The sequence below is a fragment of the Rhizobium lentis genome (genome assembly GCF_017352135.1).
GTDB lineage: Bacteria > Pseudomonadota > Alphaproteobacteria > Rhizobiales > Rhizobiaceae > Rhizobium > Rhizobium lentis.
In genome coordinates, this window is the sequence record NZ_CP071454.1 from 713,904 (window position 1) to 737,632 (window position 23,729).

The 23,729-nt window shown below is 59.9% G+C and carries 22 protein-coding genes and 1 pseudogene; 13 read left to right on the forward strand and 10 right to left on the reverse strand.

Annotated features, from left to right (window positions below; all coding sequences use genetic code 11):
• Window positions 1–131: 131 nt before the first annotated feature.
• The 4 genes from J0663_RS03535 to J0663_RS03550 form a co-directional block, all read right to left on the reverse strand.
• Window positions 132–2,114 carry an amidohydrolase gene (locus J0663_RS03535; RefSeq protein ID WP_207243084.1) on the reverse strand — a complete coding sequence of 661 codons (1,983 nt, stop codon included), beginning with the start codon at window positions 2,112–2,114 and terminating at the stop codon, window positions 132–134.
• Entirely contained in the window at window positions 2,114–2,389 is a 276-nt protein-coding gene (locus J0663_RS03540; protein ID WP_207243085.1) for a XapX domain-containing protein, read from the reverse strand. The genes J0663_RS03535 and J0663_RS03540 overlap by 1 nt, the downstream gene beginning before the upstream one ends.
• A 64-nt stretch (window positions 2,390–2,453) precedes the next feature.
• Complete coding sequence (locus J0663_RS03545) at window positions 2,454–3,143, reverse strand: hydrolase (protein ID WP_207243086.1); 690 nt, start codon at window positions 3,141–3,143, stop codon at window positions 2,454–2,456.
• Window positions 3,144–3,417: 274 nt separating this feature from the next.
• The gene (locus J0663_RS03550; protein WP_207243087.1) at window positions 3,418–4,350 is read right to left on the reverse strand and encodes a VOC family protein; all 933 of its coding nucleotides are present in this window, start codon (window positions 4,348–4,350) and stop codon (window positions 3,418–3,420) included.
• A 117-nt stretch (window positions 4,351–4,467) separates the two neighbouring features.
• On the opposite strand from J0663_RS03550, the gene J0663_RS03555 reads away from it, so the two are divergent.
• Window positions 4,468–5,367 carry a LysR family transcriptional regulator gene (locus tag J0663_RS03555; protein ID WP_207243088.1) on the forward strand — a complete coding sequence of 300 codons (900 nt, stop codon included), beginning with the start codon at window positions 4,468–4,470 and terminating at the stop codon, window positions 5,365–5,367.
• A gap of 20 nt (window positions 5,368–5,387) precedes the next feature.
• On the opposite strand, the gene J0663_RS03560 is transcribed toward J0663_RS03555, so the two are convergent.
• Window positions 5,388–6,065, reverse strand: a complete 678-nt coding sequence (locus tag J0663_RS03560; RefSeq protein ID WP_207244412.1) for a gamma-glutamylcyclotransferase — start codon at window positions 6,063–6,065, stop codon at window positions 5,388–5,390.
• A gap of 82 nt (window positions 6,066–6,147) precedes the next feature.
• Entirely contained in the window at window positions 6,148–6,984 is an 837-nt protein-coding gene (locus J0663_RS03565; RefSeq protein WP_375337168.1) for an alpha/beta fold hydrolase, read from the reverse strand.
• Window positions 6,985–7,597: 613 nt separating this feature from the next.
• Between J0663_RS03565 and J0663_RS03570 the strand changes: the two genes are divergently transcribed.
• The 8 genes from J0663_RS03570 (at window position 7,598) to J0663_RS03605 (ending at window position 17,336) form a co-directional block, all read left to right on the forward strand.
• Window positions 7,598–9,580, forward strand: coding sequence for an acyltransferase family protein (locus J0663_RS03570; protein WP_207243090.1), 1,983 nt, complete (start codon window positions 7,598–7,600; stop codon window positions 9,578–9,580).
• 207 nt (window positions 9,581–9,787) lie between these two features.
• A complete protein-coding gene (locus tag J0663_RS03575; protein ID WP_207243091.1) occupies window positions 9,788–11,641 on the forward strand; it encodes an adenylate/guanylate cyclase domain-containing protein in 1,854 nt (617 codons plus the stop codon).
• 179 nt (window positions 11,642–11,820) lie between these two features.
• Window positions 11,821–13,341 (forward strand): FAD-dependent oxidoreductase, encoded by a 1,521-nt coding sequence (locus J0663_RS03580; protein ID WP_207243092.1) that lies wholly within the window; start codon window positions 11,821–11,823, stop codon window positions 13,339–13,341.
• Between the two features lie 333 nt (window positions 13,342–13,674).
• On the forward strand, window positions 13,675–15,102 hold the full coding sequence (locus tag J0663_RS03585; RefSeq protein ID WP_207244413.1) for a peptidoglycan L,D-endopeptidase MepK: 1,428 nt from the start codon (window positions 13,675–13,677) through the stop codon (window positions 15,100–15,102).
• Window positions 15,103–15,269: 167 nt separating this feature from the next.
• Window positions 15,270–15,596 (forward strand): GYD domain-containing protein, encoded by a 327-nt coding sequence (locus tag J0663_RS03590; RefSeq protein ID WP_207243093.1) that lies wholly within the window; start codon window positions 15,270–15,272, stop codon window positions 15,594–15,596.
• A gap of 126 nt (window positions 15,597–15,722) precedes the next feature.
• Window positions 15,723–16,103 carry a hypothetical protein gene (locus J0663_RS03595; protein ID WP_207243094.1) on the forward strand — a complete coding sequence of 127 codons (381 nt, stop codon included), beginning with the start codon at window positions 15,723–15,725 and terminating at the stop codon, window positions 16,101–16,103.
• A gap of 197 nt (window positions 16,104–16,300) precedes the next feature.
• On the forward strand, window positions 16,301–17,005 hold the full coding sequence (locus J0663_RS03600) for a Crp/Fnr family transcriptional regulator (protein WP_207243095.1): 705 nt from the start codon (window positions 16,301–16,303) through the stop codon (window positions 17,003–17,005).
• 130 nt (window positions 17,006–17,135) lie between these two features.
• Window positions 17,136–17,336: a hypothetical protein gene (locus J0663_RS03605; RefSeq protein WP_207243096.1), complete on the forward strand. Its 201-nt coding sequence runs from the start codon at window positions 17,136–17,138 to the stop codon at window positions 17,334–17,336.
• 446 nt (window positions 17,337–17,782) lie between these two features.
• Here J0663_RS03605 and J0663_RS03610 read toward each other — a convergent pair whose 3' ends face one another.
• Window positions 17,783–18,643 (reverse strand): NmrA family NAD(P)-binding protein, encoded by an 861-nt coding sequence (locus J0663_RS03610; RefSeq protein ID WP_207243097.1) that lies wholly within the window; start codon window positions 18,641–18,643, stop codon window positions 17,783–17,785.
• Window positions 18,644–18,762: 119 nt separating this feature from the next.
• Window positions 18,763–19,044 carry a DUF982 domain-containing protein gene (locus J0663_RS03615; RefSeq protein WP_207243098.1) on the reverse strand — a complete coding sequence of 94 codons (282 nt, stop codon included), beginning with the start codon at window positions 19,042–19,044 and terminating at the stop codon, window positions 18,763–18,765.
• Between the two features lie 232 nt (window positions 19,045–19,276).
• On the opposite strand from J0663_RS03615, the gene J0663_RS03620 reads away from it, so the two are divergent.
• Both J0663_RS03620 and J0663_RS31795 read left to right on the forward strand, forming a co-directional pair.
• Complete coding sequence (locus tag J0663_RS03620) at window positions 19,277–19,543, forward strand: BON domain-containing protein (protein ID WP_207243099.1); 267 nt, start codon at window positions 19,277–19,279, stop codon at window positions 19,541–19,543.
• A 25-nt stretch (window positions 19,544–19,568) separates the two neighbouring features.
• Window positions 19,569–19,655 (forward strand): annotated as a pseudogene (locus J0663_RS31795) (DUF1236 domain-containing protein); the annotation flags it as partial.
• Window positions 19,656–19,684: 29 nt separating this feature from the next.
• Here the strand turns inward: J0663_RS31795 and J0663_RS03625 are convergent.
• Complete coding sequence (locus J0663_RS03625; RefSeq protein WP_207243100.1) at window positions 19,685–20,683, reverse strand: ABC transporter permease; 999 nt, start codon at window positions 20,681–20,683, stop codon at window positions 19,685–19,687.
• 34 nt (window positions 20,684–20,717) lie between these two features.
• Entirely contained in the window at window positions 20,718–21,485 is a 768-nt protein-coding gene (locus J0663_RS03630) for an ATP-binding cassette domain-containing protein (RefSeq protein WP_246590365.1), read from the reverse strand.
• Between the two features lie 224 nt (window positions 21,486–21,709).
• Between J0663_RS03630 and J0663_RS03635 the strand changes: the two genes are divergently transcribed.
• Together J0663_RS03635 and J0663_RS03640 are read left to right on the forward strand one after the other, a co-directional pair.
• Window positions 21,710–22,690: an NAD-dependent epimerase/dehydratase family protein gene (locus J0663_RS03635; protein WP_207243101.1), complete on the forward strand. Its 981-nt coding sequence runs from the start codon at window positions 21,710–21,712 to the stop codon at window positions 22,688–22,690.
• 45 nt (window positions 22,691–22,735) lie between these two features.
• Window positions 22,736–23,725 carry a substrate-binding domain-containing protein gene (locus J0663_RS03640; RefSeq protein ID WP_207243102.1) on the forward strand — a complete coding sequence of 330 codons (990 nt, stop codon included), beginning with the start codon at window positions 22,736–22,738 and terminating at the stop codon, window positions 23,723–23,725.
• The last annotated feature ends 4 nt before the right edge of the window (window positions 23,726–23,729 follow it).

Below are 23,729 nucleotides of genomic sequence, written 5' to 3' on the forward strand. Positions count from 1 at the left end.
CTTTTGATGGAGCGATATTGGCTGGTAACCACCGTGCCAACAATTGCAGCAATAGTTTCGATTTAATTGCAGATCTGGCAATGATGAAGTGACGCTCGGGCGGCGGTTTGGCCGCCCGAGCTGACGGCTGGTCAGACTGCCCAGCAGGAGCAGCCGAGAGCGCCGAAGAAACCTTTGAGGTCGGCAATCGGCAGCTTCGAGGTCCAAGCTCCCGCGTGGTCGTGGCCATGCACGCCACAATCGGTGGCACATCCGCATGTAGAGATCGCGGTGCGGCGCAGCGAACGAGCGCCTGCCCCTTCCGGTTCACCCCAGGCCGCGTAACCGCCGAACTTGCGGACAGGCGACCAGTCGGGCATCGCGGGCGGGATGTCGTTCTCGTCGAGCGCCTTGAAGTCGCCTGCACCATAGACGATCCTGCCGCCGACGATGGTCAGTTCCGAGGTGAGGAACGAAATCTCGTCCTCGGCGCAGGAGAAGAAGTCCTTGTCCGGCACCACGAGGTCGGCGAACTGCCCTTTCTCGATGCGGCCCTTCTTGCCTTCCTCGTTGGAGAACCAGGTGACCTTCTCGGTCCACATCCGCAGCGCCGTCTCGCGATCGAGGCAGTTGGCTCGGGGATAGAGTTGCATGCCGCCGACAGTCTTGCCGGTCACCATCCACGACAGCGAGACCCATGGATTATAGGAAGCAACGCGGGTGGCATCGGTGCCGGCCGATACGTTCACGCCCTTGTCGAGCATCCGACGGATCGGCGGCGTAGCCTCAGCCACGCCGTGACCGTACCGCTCAACGAAGTATTCGCCCTGGTAGGCCATGCGGTGCTGCGTGGCGATGCCACCGCCGAGTGCGGCGATGCGGTCGATAGAGCGGTCCGAGATGGTTTCGGCATGGTCGAAGAACCAGTTCAGTCCTTCGAGCGGAATGTCCTTGTTGACCTTCTCGAACACGTCGAGGGCGCGAGAGATCGTCTCGTCATAGGTGGCATGCAGACGCCATGGCCAGCGATTTTCAGCCAAGACGCGGACGACCTCTTCCAGCTCGCCTTCCATCTCCGGGGCCATCTCCGGACGGGGCTGCCGGAAATCTTCAAAGTCGGCCGCGGAGAAGACAAGCATCTCGCCGGCGCCGTTGTGGCGGAAGTAATCGTTGCCCTGCTTGTATTTGATCGACTGCGTCCACTTCAGGAAGTCCTGCTTCTCTTCCTTCGGCTTCTGGGTGAAGAGGTTGTAGGCCAGCCGGACTGTCATCTGGTGCTCGTCGGACAGTTTCTGAATGACCTCGTAGTCGTCGGGATAGTTCTGGAAACCACCGCCCGCGTCGATCACACCTGTCACTCCAAGGCGGTTCAGTTCGCGCATGAAGTGGCGGGTCGAGTTGACCTGATAATCCAAAGGAAGCTTCGGGCCTTTTGCAAGCGTCGAGTAGAGAATGCCCGCATTCGGCTTGGCCAGCAGCATGCCGGTCGGGTTGCCGTTGGCATCCCGGGTGATCTCACCGCCGGGCGGGTTCGGCGTGTCACGGGTGTAGCCGACTGCGCGCAGAGCGGCGCCGTTGAGCAGCGCACGGTCATAAAGGTGCAGAAGGAACACGGGTGTGTCGGGCGCGACGGCGTTGATCTCCTCAAGTGTCGGGAGGCGCTTTTCCGCAAACTGATGTTCGGTGAAGCCGCCGACGACGCGAACCCATTGTGGCGCGGGCGTGATCGCCACCTGGCGCTTCAGCATGTCCATCGCATCGGCGAGCGAGCGCACGCCGTCCCAGCGCAGCTCCATATTGTAGTTCAGGCCACCGCGGACGACGTGGGTATGGTTGTCGATCAGGCCGGGCAGAACACGCTTGCCATTGAGGTCGACGATCTTAGTGCCAGAACCAGCCAGCGCCATGATCTCGCTGTCGGATCCGACTTCGAGAAACAGCCCATCCTTGATGGCGATCGCCGTCGCATTCGGATTGGTCCGGTCAAGGGTCGTCACGCGGCCATTGCGGAGGATCAGGTCGGGATGCATGGTGTCTGCTCCGGTCGGGTTGGGATTGGCGGCTTTTGCCGGAGAGAAGAGGTTCGAGAACGCCAGGCTCGATGCGCCTCCAAGAAAGGATCGACGCGTCGTCATCAGCTCCGCTCCTCGGCCTTCGCCTGATGGGCAATGTCGATACTGCCCTTCGGCAGGTGACCGAACATGTGCGGCCTGATCTGATGGATCCAGGAAATGGCCACCGGCTCCTTTGTCCAAAGCGACTTCGCGAGCGGGAGGATCTGCTCGCCTACGAGAATACCGAGAAGGCCGACCAGTGCAATGACAGGTGGCGCGGGTGATCGGACATTGAGCAGACTGTAGACGATGCCGACAAGCAAGCCTGCGCCAAGTGATAGGAGGTAGACTTTCATGGAATGTTCTCCGGTTGCGGAAAAGCCGCTCCGACGGGGTCATCGGAGCGGCCTGATCAGGCCCTTATTTTGCGGGGTTGGGGCCGATGCGCTTGCCGTGCTTGACGCGTTCCTCTGCGCCGTGAACCATCGTGTAGGCGTAGTCGATGCCCATGCCGTATGCGCCGGAATGCTCCTTCACGAGGGTGGTGACCGCGTCATAGGTCTCCTTGCGTGCCCAGTCGCGCTGCCATTCGAGCAGAACCTGCTGCCAGGTGACCGGGATCACGCCGGCTTGCACCATGCGGTCCATCGCATATTTGTGGGCGTCGGAGGACGTGCCGCCGGAAGCGTCGGCGACCATGTAGATCTCGTAGTCCGGAACATCGTGGAGGGCCGAGAGCGCGAACGTCGTATTGCAGACTTCGGTCCACAGACCGGAGACGACGATCTTCCGGCGGCCGTCGGCGGCGTTCTTCGCTAGCGCGTCGCGGACGTTCTGATCGTCCCAGGAGTTCATCGAGGTGCGCTCGAGAATGTCGTTCTCCGGGAAGACGGCGAGCAGCTCGGGATAGGTGTTGCCGGAGAAGGATTGCGTCTCGACCGTAGTGATCGTGGTCGGAATATTGAAGATCTTGGCGGCCTTGGCGAGGCCGACGACATTGTTCTTCAACGTCTGGCGATCAATCGACTGAACGCCGAACGCCATTTGCGGCTGCTGGTCGATGAAGATGAGCTGGCTGTTTGCCGGGGTCAGGACTTCGAGCTTGGACATAGTCATTCCTCTTCGGTTGGTTGGACCGCTTCTGCGGTGTCAGAAATGGGCAGCAGCAGTCGATCGGACGCCGCGGCACGACGCTCGTTCTGCAATCCTTGGAGTATTGCTGGCTCCATTTGGGCCGCTCACCCGTTTGTCTTGGCTGCTGAATAGAAATCTATCGCGATGCTCTGTAGCGCGGAATTGCAATATTAATCCGAGTGAATTGCATTCGTTGCAACAATTGATGTGAGGCACCGCGACGCATCAAGTTCTCGGCTATATGACGCCTTCAGGCAGCCAGCGGGACGAGGTTCGCCTGGATCTGATCGCGGAAAGCTTCATATCGGCCCGGTAGCTTGAGCGCTTCCCCGAGATGGGCTGTATCCTCGTCGCGGTTGAATCCGGGCTCGTTTGTGGCGACCTCGAAGAGGATACCGCCCGGCGTGCGGAAGTAGATGGCCCAGAAATAGTCGCGGTCGATGACGGGGGTGACCTGGTAGCTGGTGTCCATCAGCGCCTTGCGCACCTCGAGCTGCTTCTCGCGATTGTCGACGGAGAATGCGATATGATGCACCGAACCTGCACCCTGTCGCGCGAACGGAGTCTTTGGCAATGCCAGTAGATCGATCGTGTCCGCTCCGTTGCCGTTGGGGATGATGAAGCGGGTCACGTCGCCTTCCTTCTCAGCGCGCTGATAACCCATGAAGCCGAGCAGTTCCTCGGTCGCAGTGGTGTCATGAAGGCTGAAGCGGGCGCCGGCGAAACCGCGGATGGCCGCATCGTCGGGAATTCCATCTGCAACCCACGGAGCCCGCTTGTCGTCGGAGGATTCGATCAGGGCAAGGCCGTCGCCGTCCGGGCCCATGAAGCGAAGCCGGTTGGCACCGAAGACGGTATCGAGTTCCAGACCGTCCACACCTTGAGCCGTGAAGCGATCCTGCCAGAACTTCAGCGCGCCCTTCGGCACCGAGAACTGTGTTTCGCCGACTTCACCCACGCCGGGGCGGCCAAGCATCATGTTCGGGAACGGGAAGTAGGTCATCACTGTTCCAGCCGAGCCGGTCTTGTCACCGTAGTACAGGTGGTAGACGCTTGGGTCGTCGAAGTTGACCGTCTGCTTGACGCGGCGCAGGCCCAGGGTTTCGGTAAAGAAGCGGTTGTTCTGCCGCGCGTCCGATGCCATCGAAGTTACGTGATGCAAGCCCTTGATGTCCTTGATCATGTCGATGCCTTTCATTTAGCGTTGGTGTTCAAGTGTTGATATGAACGTAGCGCCGTTGAACATGGCGCAGAATTGCAATATTCCTTTTGATTGAATTGCAATTTTTGAAACAATATAATGAACGACTACAAAGCCCTCAGAACCTTTCTCCTCGCCGCCGAGAAACGCAACTTTGCCCAGGTTGCCCGCGAGCTGGATATGACCCCCGCGGCCGTCACGCGCGCCATCGCAGCGCTCGAGACGGAACTGGGCGTGCAACTCTTCGTGCGCACGACGAGGCAGGTATCACTGACGACCGACGGCGCAATCTTTGCTGCGCAGATCCAGCCAGCGTTCAAGACTCTGGAGGACGCGCGGCGCGAGGTGATGAACGCGCACAAGGCTGATGAGGGTCGGCTGCGTATCAGTGCGCCCACATGGTTCGGCAAGACGGTGCTGCCGCCGATCCTGTCGGGGTTCAAGGAACGGTATCCCAAGATGAGCTTCGAGATCTCGCTGTCGGATGGATTGGTAAATATCGTTGACGACGACTACGATCTGGCGATCCGCATCTCGTCGCAGCCGTCGGACAAGTTCACCATCTGGCGCAAGATCAGGGTGGTGCCGCGCATCCTGGTTGCCGCTCCCGGGAGCAGGTACGTCGACATGCAGCACCCGAACGAACTGACACCGGACGACTGCCTCGCCTACAGCGGCGAAAGCCGACGTGAGCACTGGGTGCTGTCGGACGGCGGATCGAGCATGACGATTTCGGCTGGCCGGGCATTCAGCGCCAACAGCGGTGAAGTGCTCGCCGATATGGCCGCGGATGGCGCGGGTGTCGCCTTGCTGCCAGGGTTCAACATTTCGGAGCACCTTCGGAGCGGACGGCTCGCACACGTCTTCAAGGGGTGGGCACCGCCGGACTTGTGGTTGACCCTTTACTATCCGCCCTACCAGGCCCTGCCGCCGCGGATCGCTTCCTTCTCCAAGTTTTTGGAAGAGCAGCTTCCGGCGCATATGGTCATGCTGGATTGAGTCCAATCCAGGCGAACCTATCAGCTCGTTTGCTGTGCTTTGATCCGTTCGGCAACGAGCGCCTGCAGGCGCCAGAGGTTGCGGTCGCGGATTCCTTCCGCCTCGAGATCGATGATCGTGTTGTGCAGGTATTGCGCGCACGAGCCACCCTGCCCGCAGGCACTGGCGATGAGGGCAGCGGTGGATTCCATGGGCAGCGGCTGCGTGAGACCGGATCGCCTCGTGCTGGCCCAAAACGTCAGGGCGCGCCGTGTGCCTGCAGGAGTCTGCACCTGGACCCACCGGACCATGTCCGCGACCTCGCGGTATCTGATCTCACGCGCGACGAGCACACGAAGATCCTTGCGGCGGCGCTCGTCGGATAATCGCAGTAAGACACCATCACATCGGCCGCCTCGCTCGAGAGCCATCATCAGGCCAGGTTGCTCGCTGGTTGCCCGCCAGCGTTCGATCTTCAATGAAAACGAGCGGTGCCAGCCGTAGGCAGTCGCACGCTCCCGGGCGGTCGCTTCGAACTCTGGATTCCAGATCAGAGATCCGTAGGCGAAGACCCAGATCGGCTCGCCGCCTGCCTCCTGCTCGAGCCTGTCGACGAGATCGTCGAGTTTTGCTTCGGAAAGCGGCGTCCAGCGCGGCTCCGGGCCATCGTCCTGGACGTCTCGCAGCGTCAGGGCAACAAGGTCAGGAGTTAGCAGCATCATTGTCGCTTCCGGAGTCAGGCACGTGGAGAGCAGGATCGGAGCCGCGACCGCTTCCGTGTCACGGCTCCGAGATTTGGGGTCAGGACTGGACGAACGCCAGAAGATCGGCGTTCAGCACGTCGGCGTTGACGGTCAGCATCCCGTGCGAGAAGCCCGGATAGGTCTTGAGCGAGCCATTCTTCAGGAGCTTGGAGGACTTCAGGGCCGAGTCCGCGATCGGCACGATCTGGTCGTCCTCGCCGTGCAGGACGAGAGTCGGGACAGTGATCGCCTTCAGATCTTCCGTCTGGTCGGTCTCGGAGAAGGCCTTGATGCCATCATAGTGGGCCTTCGCGCCGCCCATCATTCCCTGCCGCCACCAGTTCTGGATAACCCCTTCCTGAACCTTCGCGCCATCCCGATTGAACCCGTAGAACGGCCCAGCGGGAACATCACGGAAGAACTGGCTGCGGTTGGCGGCGAGTGCGGAACGGAAGCCGTCGAAGACTTCCATCGGCAGGCCTTCGGGATTGGCATCCGTCTTCAGCATCAGCGGAGGGACGGCGGAGACAAGAACCGCCTTGGCGACGCGGCCTGAGGGCTCACCGTGGTTGGCAACGTAGCGGGCGACTTCACCGCCGCCAGTGGAGTGGCCGATATGGACGGCATTCTTCAGGTCGAGTGCTTCGACAACAGCGAAAGCGTCTGCCGCATAGTGATCCATGTCGTGACCTTCCGAGACCTGTGCGGAGCGGCCGTGGCCACGACGGTCATGGGCAACGACACGATAGCCCTCGGAGAGGAAGAACAGCATCTGTGCGTCCCAGTCGTCCGAAGACAATGGCCAGCCGTGATGGAAGACGATCGGCTGAGCGTCCTTCGGACCCCAGTCCTTGTAGAAGATCTCGACGCCGTCCTTAGTGGTTACGTATGCCATTGTCTTGGTTCCTTCGCTGGTGTTGATGGCGGCAGCCGGATTGGCTGCGAAGCTGAGAGAGGGTGATATCGTCATGACCGCAGCAGCGGCACCAGCGGAGAGCAGCATGCTCCTGCGGGTCATGGAGGAAAGGGTTTCGGTCATTTCGCGTCCTGCGAACTTCGTTTTCGATAGCTTCAGGCGATGCGGAGTTCGTCTGACGGGTTGGATAGTGCCGTCAGAATGCGGCGGTCACAATTGCATCAATAGTTTCTACTTTATTGCTTATTGCGCAATTATTCCTGTCCTCGCTGGTAACGAGGCTGCGGCACCTCTGCGGAAGTTCCGGCTCTGCACCAGCATATCTATGTGCAAATCCGGAACGAAGATTTCCCGCACCTTATTCGGATCGGCCGGTCGCGAGCATCTCCTCCCGGGAACCGTGAGCGAATGAGGGTTCCGGAATGCTGATTTACAACAGGGCAGAAAATAAAGATTAAAATCGGCCCCGCCCCCAAAGCTTTATCATGCCACACTGTTCTCCGTCCGTGATCTCTGTGTTAGGCAGCCAAAAAAGCGCCAATCTTGCGCGCGACCAAAGTGACGCTCTCGATAGCGAAGGCAGGCGCTAGCATTGAAGGTTTACAGACCAGAGATTGATGGCTTACGGGCCATATCGGTGATCGCGGTCATTCTCTATCACGCCGAGTTCACGGTTGCCGGCCACACCTTACTTCCTGGCGGATACATCGGCGTCGACGTATTTTTTGTCATCAGCGGCTTTTTGATTTCCCAGATTCTGCTGACAGAAGTCGAAGCGACGGGGCGTATCGATTTCCTAAAATTCTACGCCCGGCGCGCGCGAAGAATTCTGCCTGCCTTGTTCGCAGTCATCTTCGCGACACTGCCCTTAGCCTATTATTTTTTATTACCATCGGAACTGATCGATTACGCGAACTCCATAGGTTCGACGCTCCTGTTTGGATCGAACATCTATTTCTATTTTACTGCGGCCCAGTACGGAGAGCCCAACACCCTTCTCAAGCCTTTTCTGCACACCTGGTCGTTGAGCGTCGAAGAGCAATTTTATATCGGGTTTCCGGTCTTATTGCTGATCGTGCGCCGATACCTGAAATCGAGGTTTTTGCCATGCGTGTTGCTCGCGGCGGCCTTAAGCTTTGTATGGTGCGTCGTCACGGTAAGGCATGATCCGCAACAGGCCTTCTACTCGCCGCTCACCCGGGCATGGGAACTGCTGGCCGGAACACTTCTCGCCTATCACGAGGTCAAGCGTGGACGAACCCGCCCTCAGCCGTTGCTCGCGGCGGTCGGGCTTGTGCTGGTCCTTGGTTCGCTCATCCTGTTTGGAAAGGATACGGTTCATCCTGGCCGGTTGACTTTGATCCCAGTGATTGGGACGTGTCTGGTGCTCGCATTCGCCGGTCAGCAGAACGCAGTCGGGCGCCTGTTGGCGTCACGGCCTGCGGCGCTCACCGGATTGGTATCCTACTCTTTATATTTGTGGCATTACCCGGTTTTCGCCTTCTGGCGGCTGACAAGCCTGGATTTCGACAATGGTGACAGGTTTCTCGCCATCGCAGTGACGGTCCTGGTGGCGGTCGTCAGCTTTGTCGTCATCGAAAAGCCCTTTCGCCACACCAGGAGACGCCGCGCTCTCTGGATCACCGTGACTTCATCCGTTGTCACCATCGCGGCTGCTGTCCTGTCAGCAATCACTATGGGGGGTTTTCCTCACAGGCTGGATGAAGTCTATCCACCTCTGGCGCAGGCGAACGAAGCACGGCTCGAAAGCACTTTTCTAAGCTTGAACGACAACATTCAAGCGGGGAAACCCGTTATCTTCATCATTGGGGACTCGCACGCCAGAAACTGGTCCATCGCGCTGAAAAATTACATCGATACCGACCGATATCAAATCGTGGCACTCAGCTACTTGAACTGCATGGTCGAGATCAACAACGATATCGTCAAGGCCCCCTCGCGCGCCAGCATTTACGACAAATACTGCATTCCCTTTGAAAAATATATCAACGACAAATCATTGCTGAGCCGAACGAAAGCGATCTTCCTCACGAGCCTTCGGCCTTTCGAGTACACCGTCAACCCCTTCCGGTTCGAGCTTCTTTCCTGGATGAAAAGCCATTCGGATAATGCGCGCATTTTCGTTTTCGGAAATTATTTCCAGCTCGACGAATCGCACTCGTGCCTGGGGATGATGTTTCAGAGAAAATCCGATGCCTCCATATGCCTGCGGGCGGCGAGCTATCCGCCGGCCAACCAGCCTTTTGCGCAACTGCCGTTTTTCCCATCCGATCTTGCGTTCACCTATGTCGACATCATCAAGCTGCACTGCGACTACGACAAGGAGAAATGCCTCACCAGTAGCAGGGGTGTTCCGTTCATCACGGACTGGAACCATATGACGGCAGAATTTCTGACGAGCTTGATTGGTGACATTCTGGAAAGGAGAACGGCCGACCTACGGGGCGACGGTCTCCTCGATTTCCTGGTGCCGCCGCACACCAGCCAATCCGAACGGACTGCAAGTTCTGAGCCGAACGCTGGCTCACCGTCTTCCGCTTCTCCATCAAATTGAGCGGCCGGACGCCGGGAACGACGGTGAACTTGGTGTTCAAGTCCGGATTATCGGCATATCCCATCATCTCGATGAGTTGGTTCTCATCCCCAAGCAGACGATGATCCCCACGTCTAATGCTCCGATGAATGTTTATTAGACATTCGTGAAATATGCCGCAAAGTCTTGTATAATGGCTGGGGAGAATTCATGTCGGGGGACTAAGACATGGAGCGCAGATTATCTGCAATTCTGGCCGCCGACGTGGTCGGATACTCAGCCCTTATGGAACAAGACGAAGCGGGCACCTTTGATCGTCTTCGAGCGCGACGCATTGAGCTTTTTGAACCCGAGATTGCGCGGCATCATGGGCGCATCTTCAAGCTTATGGGCGACGGCCTCCTCGCGGAGTTCGGCAGCGTGGTCGACGCCGTCGAATGTGCCGTGTCTCTGCAACGCGGAATGACCGAGCGCAACGCCTCTGTTCCCGAGGAGGACAGGTTCAACGTCCGCATCGGCATCAACATCGGCGAAGTGATCGTAGACGGTGACGACCGCTATGGCGAAGGCGTGAACGTCGCGGCGAGGTTGGAGCAACTCGCGCCACCGGGCGGGATCTGCGTTTCCGGCAAGGTGGCGAAGGAGGTCGAGAACAAGCTCGCGTTTACCTTCGACTCCGCTGGGCGTCAGAAGGTCAAGAACATTGAAGAGCTTGTCGATGTCTACCAAGTGCGCATCGACGCCCCGCCACGCCGGCGCATTCGGAAAAAGCGCGGGATAGGCAGACGATGGTGGGCCATTGGAGTCCCGTCAGCAATCGCAGCCGTAGTGGGCGCATGGATAACATTACAGAATCCGATGACACTGACCCCTCCGGCAGGCTCCGGTACGATCCCTTCTGTCGCCGTACTGCCCTTCTCGGATCTCAGTGCCGACAAGAGCCTGGGGTACATGGGAGAAGGGCTGGCGAATGACGTCATCGCCATCCTCTCGCGCTTTTCCGACATTGCGGTCGTCTCCCGAACCTCGTCATTCGCATACCAGGACAAGCAAGGCGACATCCGCCAGATCGGCAAGGAGCTGGGCGTCGGTTATGTCGTCGAGGGCAGCGTACGCAAGGAAGGCGATAGAGTGCGCATCGTTGCACAGCTCATCAACACCAAAACAGGGGACCATGTCTGGGCGGACCGCTTCGACAAGGCCGGAACCGACCCATGGGCACTTCAGGATGAGTTGACCGGCAAGATTGTGGGGGCGATGACCGGCGAATTCGGAGCCATTCGCAAAGCGGACTACAGTCAGGCCTGGGGTAAGGATAGCACCAACCTGGCCGAATACGACTACTACTTACGCGCGGAAAGCCAATTGAACCTCTACACCAAGGAAGGTCTCGAGCGATCCGGTGAGATCTCGCAACAGGGGCTGCAGGTATTCCCCGGCTCCCCCCTTCTGACTGTGGAGTTGGGGTGGTCTCACTGGTTGAAAGTGGCGCTGCTTCATAGCCCTGACCCGCAGGCTGATCTTCAGGAGGCAGACCGACTGGTCAAGCAGGTCCTCGCAAACAAGAACCTAAGCCCGCAAGTAGCACGACTGGCACACTGGCTCAACGCTTGGCTCCTCACGCTCAAGCGGGACCATGACGGGGCTGTTGCGGAAATGAACAAAGCCATCGCGGCGGCACCCTATAATGCTTTCACCCTCACGGATGGCGGAAGTATTTTCCTACAGGCAGGTCAACCCGAAAAGGCGCTGGAGCTGACGGACGCTGCAGCCGCGCGGGACCCGGCATTGGCTTGGTTCGTCAACTACACGCGAGGCTTTATTTTTATCGTGCTTGGTAAAAACGAAGATGCAGTTGAGGCGCTGAAGGCCACGGAATTCGCCGACGCGCCATTGCAACTCGCCGTCGCCTATATGCGGCTGGGACGCGAGGCAGACGCCCGCGCTGCCGTCGAGAAAATGCTCAAGTCAGCTCCGACCGCGACGATCCAGTCGTGGCGGCAGACCTGGAACTTCCGAGATCCTTCTATTCTGGATCAAGCCGCGGCAGACCTTGCGCGCGCCGGCCTTCCGCCGCGATAGCCTATCGACGGTGTTCAGGCCATCGAAACTCGCTGAATGTGATCGCCTCAAAAGGCGGATCCACGATGCGCTTCGTACTTTTTGCTTTATCGACCTAGCGCTGGGCAGGTTTGGCAGAGTCCGGGCGGAACTTTTGCGTGCCTTCCAATTTAGGGAGTACTTGTTCGGAGATATCCGCCATGAATGTGAGCGACGAAAGAACTGTATCCTTGTGGGCTCCGCTCAAGGTTATGCCCGACGCGCACCCACTCATGCGGAACGACGAGGCCGATGCCGTTGTCATCGGCTCTGGAATTGCCGGCTTATCGGTGGCCTACGAACTCGCCCTTGCAGGGCAGAGGGTGACGGTCATCGATCGCGGCCAGATAGGCAGCGGCATGACGGCCCGCACGACGGCGCATCTGTCATCCATATGCGACGACTATTTCTCCAAGTTGATTGATCTGCGAGGGCGGTATCTGGCTCGGCAGTTCCATGAGAGCCAATCTGCCGCGATCGACCGTATCGACGCGATCCAGGGGAGCGAAGGTATCGCCTGTGATTTCAGACGTGTCGACGGTTTCCTATTTCCATCCTCAGAAGCGCAGGAAACCGATCTCAAACGCGAACTCGACGCCGCAATGCAAATCGGCGTCGCGGTCGAAAAAGTCACGGGCCTGCCATTTGCGGGATTCGCCGCGACGCCCGCCCTTCGTTATGTCAGTCAGGCGACATTCCATCCGCTCAAATATCTCCGTGGACTGACCGCGGGCATTCGCGCTCGCGGCGGGACGCTGTTCTGCGATACAGTGGTCGAGGGGGTGGAGGAGACCGAAGACGGTGTCCGTGTGTCAACAAACTCCGGCTTCAGCGTCACCGGCAAATGGGCAGTGGTCGCCACCAATTCGCCGATCAACGACCGTGTCGCCATTCACACCAAGCAGGCGCCGTATCGGACCTATGCGATGTCCTTCGAGATCGAACGCGGAGGCCTCGCAGATGGGCTCTATTGGGACATGGAAGATCCCTACCATTACGTGCGTCTGCAACCCGGTGACGGCGCGACGGACTTTCTCATCGTCGGCGGTGAAGACCACAAAACAGGAGCCGTCGACGATGCTGGAGAGCGCTTCGCCGCTTTGACGGCCTGGACCAGGCGGCTGATGCCCGATATTGGCGTCGAGACCCATCGTTGGTCGGGCCAGGTCATGGAGACGATCGACTACGCCGCCTTCATCGGCCGCAATCCCGGCAACCAGCGCGTGTTCGTCGTTACCGGGGATTCCGGCGAAGGCATGACCCATGGCGTGGTCGCTTCACTGCTGATCCGCGATCTCGTTCTCAATGGCGACAGTTCGTGGCGGGACCTTTACGAGCCCTCGCGCAAGACGCCCCGGGCGATCGGCGATTACCTGATGGAGAATGCGACGGCGATCAAGAATTTCGCGGAGTATGTCGCGCCTGGCGAACTCGATTCCGTCGACAAGTTGCAGCCCGGAGAAGGTGCCATTGTCCGGGAAGGCCTCACCAAGATCGCCGCCTTCCGAACAGAGGATGGGATGCTCTACAAACAGTCCGCATCCTGCACACACATAGGCTGCCACGTGCACTGGAATTCCCTTGAGTGCTGCTGGGACTGCCCTTGCCATGGCTCACATTTCGCCGTCGACGGCACCGCTTTGAATGCCCCGGCTGTCTCGCCCTTGGGTGACGTTCGATAGCCTCTTCGCCCTCGCAGAGGTCCGACAGGCGTGTAAGACGATCGCGCCAGAAGCTGTTCTTCGCGCATCCGGCGAGAAGAGTGCGACGGAAGGTCCGGTTCTAAGGGTTTCTCCCACGTGAGAGGGTCACTTCTTCCCCGCTACCGACGGCTTTCGACAGGATGTCTCATGCCAAACCTCCACGACCGAAAGGTTGATGCCTCCCTGTGCATGCGCACCAAAGCTCAGAGTGGTGCGAACAGCAATAAGTTGGACGCCGCTGGCGGCCCATCTTCAATTCACAAGTCCACCTGTTAGCAATTTGTTGACCATAAGCTGGCTTTATTGAGCCTGATGGATGCGGAGTTTTCCCGCCCGTCGTCGAGTGTTTGGTGTAGGACGGGTTTGTTCGTGTATAAGTATTCACTGCAGGGTTTGTCGGCCGGAGCCTTGGGCGGAATTGCCGCGCTCCTCTCACACGCGGAACGCTTCGCAGCGCAGACCATTCTGCCGGCGCTGATCGCGCTGCCGGCGCTTGTCGCTTCTGCATCCTTGGCCTCGGCGGAAGATCGGGCGCTTAAGCTGTTCTTTACCCATACGGGCGAGAGAGCCACGATCACCTACAAGCGGGATGGAAAGTTCGATTCTCGGGGCCTTGCCCAGATCAACCGGTTTTTGCGCGACTGGCGCAGGAACGAGCCAACCCGCATGGATCCGCGGCTGCTCGACCTTGTCTGGGAGGTGTATAAGAAGAGCGGCGGCAAGGACTATATCCACGTCGTCTCCGCCTATCGTTCCCCCGCCACCAACAACATGCTCCGCAACCGTTCGCGCAGCACGGGTGTCGCCAAGAAGAGCCAGCACATGCTGGGCAAGGCGATGGACTTCTACGTTCCCGGCGTGAAGCTTTCGACACTGCGTGCCATTGCCATGCAGATGCAGGTCGGCGGCGTCGGATATTATCCGACCTCCGGATCGCCCTTCGTGCATCTCGACGTCGGCAACGTCAGAGCCTGGCCCCGCATGTCGCGGCAGGAACTCGCGCGCATCTTCCCGGACGGTAAGACCATGCATCTTCCGGCCGATGGCCGGCCGCTGCCGGGATATAATCAGGCGGTTGCGAACTACAGGAAGCGCGTCACTTCGACCTCAATAGAGATCGCCAGCACCGCCGGAGAGGACGAAGAGGTGATAACCTCGACGCCGCCTAGGCGCGACGCCGCAGATAGCAAGCTGGTGACGGCGCTTCTGCCGACGCCGAAAAGCCGGGCATTGAATGCGCTGGCACTACAGACAGGCGCCGGCGAGCCGGATGACAAGGACTCCGCTCCGGACCTTGCATCTTTCCAGATTCCGATACCGGCGATGCGCCCGGTAGCCCCCGCGCAGGATGCGGCCGCAGACGACCGGCTGGTAACTGCGTCGATCGGCCCGATTGATGCCCTTCCGGAGAGACGGCCGCCGGCATTGCCGGCCCACGCCCGCTTCCATCCCCTCGTTGCTGCACAGGCGACCTCCCGGCAGGGCGCCGATATGATCGCCTCCCTGCCGATGACCGCATCCTGGGAAGACACAGATTTCCTGGGATCGACGTCCGAAGCGGCGCTGATGAAATGGGCGCTGCATTCTCCCGGCGAGGCGATCGGATTGAGCGCGCCTCGCATCTCCCCGCGCACGATTCATCGGCAGACGAAGGGCGCAGGATCCGATGATGATGCCGTTTCGGTCGCCGCCACAGGCCCGTTCGATGCCAGCCGGTTTGTGTCGCCCCCGGAGGGCTGACCGCGATCGTTAGCCTTGATGCGCTGCGTCTGTGACAAAGAGCGCCGGTAAACCGTGATAGAACAGCCTCTGGCAACCGACGGCAAAGAGCCTGATACCCACATTGAATGACTGGCGTTCCTCCGGGCTTGGGCGTTTACTGTACCGGTCTGGCGGAGGGGCAAACCATGGCCATGTATCTCACACGCTTCAGCTACACGCCCGAAACCTGGGCACGCATGATCGAAAAACCTGAGGATCGCCGGGAGGCGGCCCGCAGCTACATCGAATCCGTGGGCGGCAAACTCCATGGGTTCTGGTATGCCTTCGGCGAGCATGACGGGTGGAATTTGTGGGAAGCGCCCGACAACGTGTCGATGGCGGCTGTCACGCTTGCGATCGGCGCAGGAGGCGCGCTCCGCTCTATCGAGACCACTGTCCTTCTCGACGTCGAAGATACGATCCAGGCCTTGGAAAAGGCGAGGTCGATCCGGTACCGCCCACCGGCGGCGTAGGCCCCGGCAACTTCAAAGCGCGTCGCGATCTTTCAGATCCGCTTGCCGACAAGCACAATTTTACCCAAATACCTCAGCAGGAGTTAATCGCCTGAAGCTAGATGTAGTGGCTTCATGGAGGATCCGATGATCGCTATCCGTTTCTGCGCTGCTGCTGCCGTCCTCACCTTCGCCGCATCCGGCGCGTTCGGCCAAACCACGCCTGCCCGGCCTGGGCCGGTGCCCGAGGGCTATGTCACCGTTCAGTCGAGTATTTCGCTATCGTTGCCGTTCGATCAGAACGCGCCGGTGGACGAGCAGGTCCAGAAGGCCCAGAAGGCACTCTATGACATTGCGTCGCGGAATTGCTCGGTTGTCGTGGAGACGATCGCCGATGATTGCAAGGTCACCGGCGTGACCAACAATGTCGATATGCAGCGCGGCAATAATCGCGACGGTTTCATTTCGGTTCGCGGCCAGATCAGCATGGCGATCAAGCTCAAAGCTTCGATGCAGGGGGCGAAATAGCCGGTCGCTAAGGCTGGCGAGCTCGAACGAACCGGCTAACCGGACAGCGGGCATACCCTGTGGCTTGAAGCGTGTAATGCTGCATGAGGCGCCATTGCTTTTGTACGCTTCAGCACTAATTAACTGATCATGGTGCCGCAGATTTTGGCCTAGGCACTCTGAGAGGCATTGTCTCCCGCCGCAACGGAGGAGACACGATGTTCCGATCCACCTCACCCCACAACCTGCTCCTGCGCTCGCTCGCGCCTGAGGATCTGCACCGGCTTGCACCTCATCTCGAGATTGTCAGCTTGAATTCCGAGGATGTTCTCGTTCAGCCGAACATATCGATCGATTATGCCTACTTTATCGAGAAGGGCATGGCCTCGGTGGTCACGATGACGCCAGCCGGCGGCAGTCTGGAAATATCGAATATCGGCCGGGAAGGCATGGCGGGTGTCTGCCTTCTCCTCGACCTCGATCAAACGCCTCTGCGCACCTTCGTGCAGATGACCGGCTCGGCCTTGCGCATCCGGGCCGAGGCTCTGAAGGAGGCAATGGACGAGAGCGGGTCACTGCGCAGGAAACTCCTGCGTTATGCCCATATCGTGATGATGCAGACCGCCGAGACGGCTGTCGCGCTCGCCCGCAACACCGTCAATCAGCGCCTTGCCCGTTGGCTGCTCCTCAGCCACGACCGCGCCGACGGCGATGAAATCCCGATGACCCACGAACGTCTCGCGCTGGCGTTGGGCGTTCGGCGCTCGGGCGTGACCGTGGCAATGGCTGAGCTGGAGGCCGAACACATGATCAAATCCCGGCGCGGCAAGATCATCGTGCGTGACCGCGGAAAGCTGATCGATATTGCCGGCGGGAGCTACGGCCGCAGCGAAACCGAGTACCGGCGCGTGGTCAGCGCTTGAAAGTCTGAAGCGCGTTTGAAAACCGCGGCACACTTCCGGGCGACATGCACTTTCTTGATGCATCTCGTAGTCCCGGAACCGCAGCACACTTCCGGGCGACATGCATTCGATTTCGGGAATTGAGGGCGTCATGATCCTATCCCTGATACCACAAGCGCAAAACGCTCTTGATGACGCCGAGCTTGCCCTCTGCCAGAGGGTCTATGACCACGTCGTTTCGGTTAAACAGATCAAGACTGACGCCGAGCGTGAAGACTTGGCCAGCCGGATCATCCAGTCGTTTCAGCATGGAGTTAAGGACGAGGAGGCTTTGCTGCGGCTGCTGATGTAACACGCATCAGTAGGTTTTGCGTCTATCCTTATGGTTACTTGCTACCAGAAAGTTCATTGAGCGTATTTTATGACGGCGATACTTCACTCCGTACGCTGCCGGACAGGAACTATCGAAAACCGATGACGTTATTTGATCCGGATCGCGCAGAGGGAGCCACTCCTGTCTCCCTGCGCACCCCTTGTATTCTGCGCGATCCACTCCAGCCCCCGCATTAACGAGAACGCGACCCACCGAGAAGCGGACGAGGCGATCTGTCCGAAACCGTACAGGAACCAAGAAAGCCGGTTACCGTTATGGCATCGGGATTGCGCGGGACCGCACCCGTCATAATGCCACGGATGCTTCCGCTCCCAAGCGATCCCGTCCTTTCCAAAATTGCCCCGCTCCGGCGGGGCATTTTTTTGGCAGTCGCCAGCTGATCGATCTGCCGTGCCGGCAACGCTTCAGGACGAGTTGCGAAGGAGCTGGCCTATGTAGGCCTGGATTGAGATCGATCCTCGAATTGGATCCTCGGGATATTCCGGACCATCGACGGTAAGCGCCGTCATCCTGGCATATGAGCGAGCCGCCGCGACGGAGAAGCCCAAACTGCGATATGCGTTTTCCCAGTTTTCGCGCGGGATCACGTCGACGCGGACAGCCCGGCCAACAGCGGCGGCGAAGGCAGCGGCAACGTCATTAGCGGAGTACCGTTTCGGCCCCTCGACGGGGTATATGCCGATCTGTTCGATCGGCTCCTGCAGGAGCCGCGCAGCCACCCTTCCCAGATCCTCCGGCGCGACCATGGGGAGCTTGAGGTTGGCAGGGAGCATGGTCGATAGCACCCCGTCCCTCTTGATGGACCCCAGCATCGCATCCCAGTTGCTGTAGTAGTAGGCCGCGCGGACGACACTGGCCGGAATCGGCTGGTTCCTCAGGCCCACCTCCAGTTCGTAAAGGACGTTGAGATCACCGCATTCCTCGCCCGGCTGCGCGCCCATCGTTGATTGCGCCACCACCTTCTCCAGCCCGGACCCGTCGATCGCCTCGAGCAGGCAGCGGACGGTTTTGCGTTCCTCCCGATCCGTATCGCTCGAGATGTCAGCGTTCGGGTTCAGTAGGAAAGCCCGCTTCCCATGGCGAAACACCTGGCGCAGCGAGGTTACGTCGTGGACGTCGGCGAGAGCGACCTCCGCGCCCCGCTGTCGCCATGCGCCCGCCTTCTCAGGGTTTCGAGTGACGATAGTGACCGCTTTGCCCTCGTCGAGCAACGTCTTCGCCACGGCGGAGCCGACGTGTCCCGTCCCGCCAACGATGATATACACCGGCCATGTCTCCTGCGATGATGCGGGGAATAACACTCCGCTCCTTTCAAAGGTTCCCTCGCCGTCCCGCCTCAGACGCATTGTCCGCAGTTGATGATTTCTCAGACGGAAGCTTAAGACTAGTGAACGACTGCAATCACGGGAATGCCGGCTTCCTCTGCCGCGCGAATGAGTGCGGCACGCGCTATGTTAGCCGGGATGTGGCCTTGGATGGCATCCAGGCACGTTTTTACAGCGGCAATATATTGCTGGCCGTCGTCTGTCGGCCAGCCGATGATCAAGGCGTCGGCCACCTCGCCCAGCGATCGCACCAACCTGTGCTTTTCTTCGCCGCTCATTACCAGCATCAGCGGCGCGAAATCCTCGCGTCTATTCCAATCCACTATTCCCAATCTCGGCATGCTATTCATCCCACCATTGATCAATTTGGCGCGTCGACAGGCGGGTTCTGACTGAAGTTCAGCGATAACGACGAAACCCTTCCTGACGGTCCTTTCAGGACGGGGAGCATCTAAGTCAGACGAGGCCGAGGAGAAGCCGGACCTAAGTCGGACTGGTAAGGCCGGATCCGCACTTCATATATCAATCTTATGGAACCTGCAGGTCCGTGGAGGGGCGGAACAGGAGGAGGATATGAAGTTCGGCCCCAACAATCATGAAGAGCGCTGTTCGGAAGGCCATAGCTCGGCCTCGACCATCGCAACCATATCGGCAACCCTTTCCGCCGATCCCGACATCGATAGCAGCGCCATCGAGATCAGAATGCTCGGCCCTGTCGTCGTCCTTGAAGGCTACATAACAAAGGCCGCGGACCGCGACAAAGTCATCTCGCTCGCAGCGATGATCGTCGGCTGGGAAAACGTCCAGGATCGGATGCTGAGCCGCTTTCCTATGCAGTAGGAAGCGGTTGCGGAGAATGGCCCCCGGCTACCGGTTCTTCATCCTTGCCGATGTCCGCATCGTCATCGTCGATCGCGATACGCTAACGATCGTCTACATCATCGAGGCCTGAACCGGCAGACGCCCGGCCAGCCGGCAAGCCTACTCGCTCTGCCTGAAGTTGCGGATCCGGTCGAACAGCACCGCCAGCACAATCGCACCGCCGATAAAGGTCCCCTGCCAGAAGGCATTGATGCCGAGCAGGCCGAGGCTGTTGCGGATTACCTCGATCAGCGCCGCCCCCACCAGGGCGCCGAAAGCGGTGCCGACGCCGCCGGCGAGATTGGCGCCGCCGATGACGGCGGCGGCGATGACCTGGAGTTCCATGCCGGCGCCGATATTGGTGGTGACGGCGCCGAGCCAGCCGGTCTGGACGATGCCGGCAATGCCGGCCGAAAGCGCCGAGATCATGTAGACGGCGACTTTGATGCGGCGCACGGGAACGCCGGTCAGCGTCGCGGCATGCTCATTGCCGCCGATCGCGAAGACATAGCGGCCGAAGCGCGTCCAGCGCAGCACGAAGCCGGTCAGAAGCGCCAGGATGACCATATAGAGCACTGGATTGGCGATGCCGAGAAACCAGGCGCCGCCGCCAAGCGCCAGCAGTTGGTCATGGTCGGGGCCGAACTGGAAGACAACGGTATTGTTCGAGGCGACCATCGCGAGGCTTCGCGCAATCGACAGCATGCCGAGCGTCACCACGAAGGGCGGAAAATCGAGATAGGCGATCATCACGCCGTTGAAGGCGCCGACCACTAGCGCCGTGCCGATGGCCGCGGCAATGCCGACCTCGATGCTGTAGCCGGCATTCATGGTCACCGCGAGCACCATGCTACAGAGGCAGAGCACCGAGCCGACCGAGAGATCGATGCCGCCGGTGATGATGACGAGCGTCATGCCGAGCGCGATAATCGCGACGAAGGTGACGTTGCGGGTGATGTTGTAGAGGTTCTTCGCCGTCGCAAAGGAGTCAGTCGCGAAGGACAGGAAGATGCAGGCAAGGACGACGGCGATCAGGACCCAGAAGGTCTGGCTGCCGACAAATTCCGAAAGCCGGCTTCGCTCGCGCTGCGCAATTGTCTGGTCGAGGGTAACTGCCATTGCTGACCTTCTTTTCTGCCCCGTGCAGCGCCGATCAAACCTGTTCGATGGCGCCGGTGATGAGACCCGTGACTTCCTCGGGCGAACTCGCCGCGATCGATTTGTCGGCAACTTTCCTGCCCCGTCGCATGACGATCACGCGGTCGGCGACGGTAAAGACGTCGGGCATGCGGTGGCTGATCAGCACGACCGCGATGCCCCGATCGCGCAGCTCGCGGATCAGGTTGAGCACCTCCGCCACCTGGCGCACCGAAATGGCGGCCGTCGGCTCGTCCATCAGCACGATCTTCGCCTCCGACAGCATGGTGCGGGCGATCGCCACCGCCTGCCGCTGGCCGCCCGACATCTGCTTGACCAGGTCGCGCGGCCGGGTTTCCGATTTCAGCTCCTTGAAGATCTCGCCGGCCCGTCGGTACATCGTCTTGTAGTCGAGCACCTTCAGCGGGCCGATGCCGCGGCGCAGCTCCCGCCCGAGAAAGACGTTGGCCGCCGCCGTCAGATTGTTGCAGAGCGCCAGGTCCTGGTGGACGATCTCGATGCCGTGCTGGCGGGCCTCGACCGGCCGGTGCATGACGATTTCCTTGCCATCGAGGCGCATCGTACCTTCGCTCGGCCGGAAGTTGCCGGCGATCATCTTGACCAGCGTGCTCTTGCCGGCGCCGTTATCACCCATGAGGCCGACGACCTGGCCGGCTTCGAGCGAAAACGACACGTCGTTCACGGCCTGGATGGCGCCGAAGTGTTTTGAAATATTGGTGAGCTCGAGAACCGCTGCCAGCCGACTACCCTCCCCGGAATGCACGCCTGCCTTCGCCGCCGGTTGCCCGGTTGCGGGTCAGACGCCTGCGATCTCGCTTTTGCCGATCTCCTCCCGGACGAGCGATTGGCTTCATTAATGCAAAAGCGTCAGGAATCGTCAATCGAATGTCCGCTAAAACGGCCCCCCATCACAAAAATCTATTTAGTACGACAAATACAGATTGACGCGGCAAACGCGCGGATATTAGCTGTTGCTGGGAGAGAGGTATGCTGATCCTTGTCACCGGGGCTACGGGCAAGGTCGGGCGGCGCTTCATTACTGGGCTGCTTGACGAGCCGGGATTTTCCAAAGCACGCATTCGCGCGCTTTGCCATAATCGCGTGCTTGATGAAACCGACCGCGTCAGCGTCGTTAAGGGATCGATCGCCAATAGCGACACCGTCGCAGCCGCGATGGAAGGCGTCACCCATGTCCTGCATCTCGCCACCTGCAAGGAAACGCCTGATGACGTGATGGATGTGACGGTCAAGGGCCTCTTCTGGCTGCTCGAAGCCTTCCGCACGAGCCCGACGGCCAAGCAGTTCATCCTCATCGGCGGCGATGCCGGCATCGGCCATTTCTTCTACCGTCACGAGGGGCCTATCACCGAAGCGACGCCGCACCGCGCCTATCCCGGGTGCTACGCGCTCTCCAAGGTTCTGGAAGAGGTGATGCTCGAGCAGTTCGCCGTCCAGTACGGCATCAACACCTGCTGCCTGCGCGCGCCCTGGATCATGGAGAAGGACGATTTCAAATTCACGCTCTCCTTCGGCGAGGATGTCTTCGGCGGGCCGGACTGGAAGACCCTTGTCCCGCCGGCCGATGCCGAACGATATGCCCGCGACGGCACGGTGCCGCTGCTGCGCGACGCCGATGGGCGCCCGCTGAAGCGCAATTTCGTCCATGTCGACGATCTCGTCTCGGCGATTCTGGCGGCGATCGACAATCCCCGCGCCGAGGGCCAGCTCTTCAACATCTCAATGGATCGCCCCGTGGATTATGGCGAAGTCGCCGCCTATCTCGCCCGCACGCGCGGGCTCGGCTCCATCGACATACCAAGCCAATTCCACTCGAACTGGATGGATAACAGTAAGGCCAAGTTCCTGCTGGGTTGGCGCCCCATCTACGATCTCGAAAAACTCATCGATTCAGCCTGGGAATACCGGCGTTCAGGGGAGGAGCCTCGTATCGTCTGGTATCCCGGTTGATTACTGGGCGGGCGATGGCGCCCGTCTTCTCAAAGGGAGGAAGCTATGAGGAAGGCATTATTGCTTACAGCTGCCGTATTGGCGCTCACGGCCGGTCAAGCCTTGGCCGCCAAGAAGCAGCTCGTCATCGTCGTCAAGGGCCTCGACAACCCGTTCTTCGAGGCGATCAACCAGGGTTGCCAGAAATGGAACAAGGAAAACGCATCTGCGGAATATGAATGCTTCTACACCGGCCCGGCATCGACCTCCGATGAAGCCGGTGAGGCGCAGATCGTCCAGGATATGCTCGGCAAGGCGGATACGGCGGCGATCGCCATCTCGCCGTCCAACGCCAAGCTGATCGCCCAGACACTGAAGACCGCCAATCCGAGCGTTCCGGTCATGACGCTCGATGCCGATCTTGCGGCGGAAGATGCGGCACTGCGCAAGACCTATCTCGGCACCGATAACTATCTGATGGGCGCGCGGATCGGCGAATACATCAAGAAGGCCAAGCCGAACGGCGGTAAGATCTGCACCATCGAAGGCAACCCCGGCGCCGACAACATCCTGCGCCGCGCGCAAGGCATGCGTGACACGCTGAGCGGCCAGAAGGACCTCCCCGCATTGAAGGGCGAAGGCGGCTGGACGGAAGTTGCCGGCTGCCCCGTCTTCACCAATGACGACGGCGCCAAGGGCGTTCAGGCGATGACCGATATTCTCGCCGCCAATCCCGACCTCGATGCTTTCGGCATCATGGGCGGCTGGCCGCTGTTCGGCGCACCCCAGCCCTATCGCGACCTGTTCAAGCCGATGGCAGACAAGATCGCCAAGAACGAGTTCGTCATCGGCGCCGCCGATACGATTGGCGAAGAGGTGGCGATCGCCAAGGAAGGCCTCGTCACCGCCCTCGTCGGCCAGCGGCCGTTCGAAATGGGGTACAAGGCTCCCTCTGTCATGATGGACCTGATCGCAGGAAAGCCGGTCGAGGACCCGGTCTTCACCGGGCTTGACGAATGCACCAAGGATACCGTCGACACCTGCATTCAGAAATAAGGCG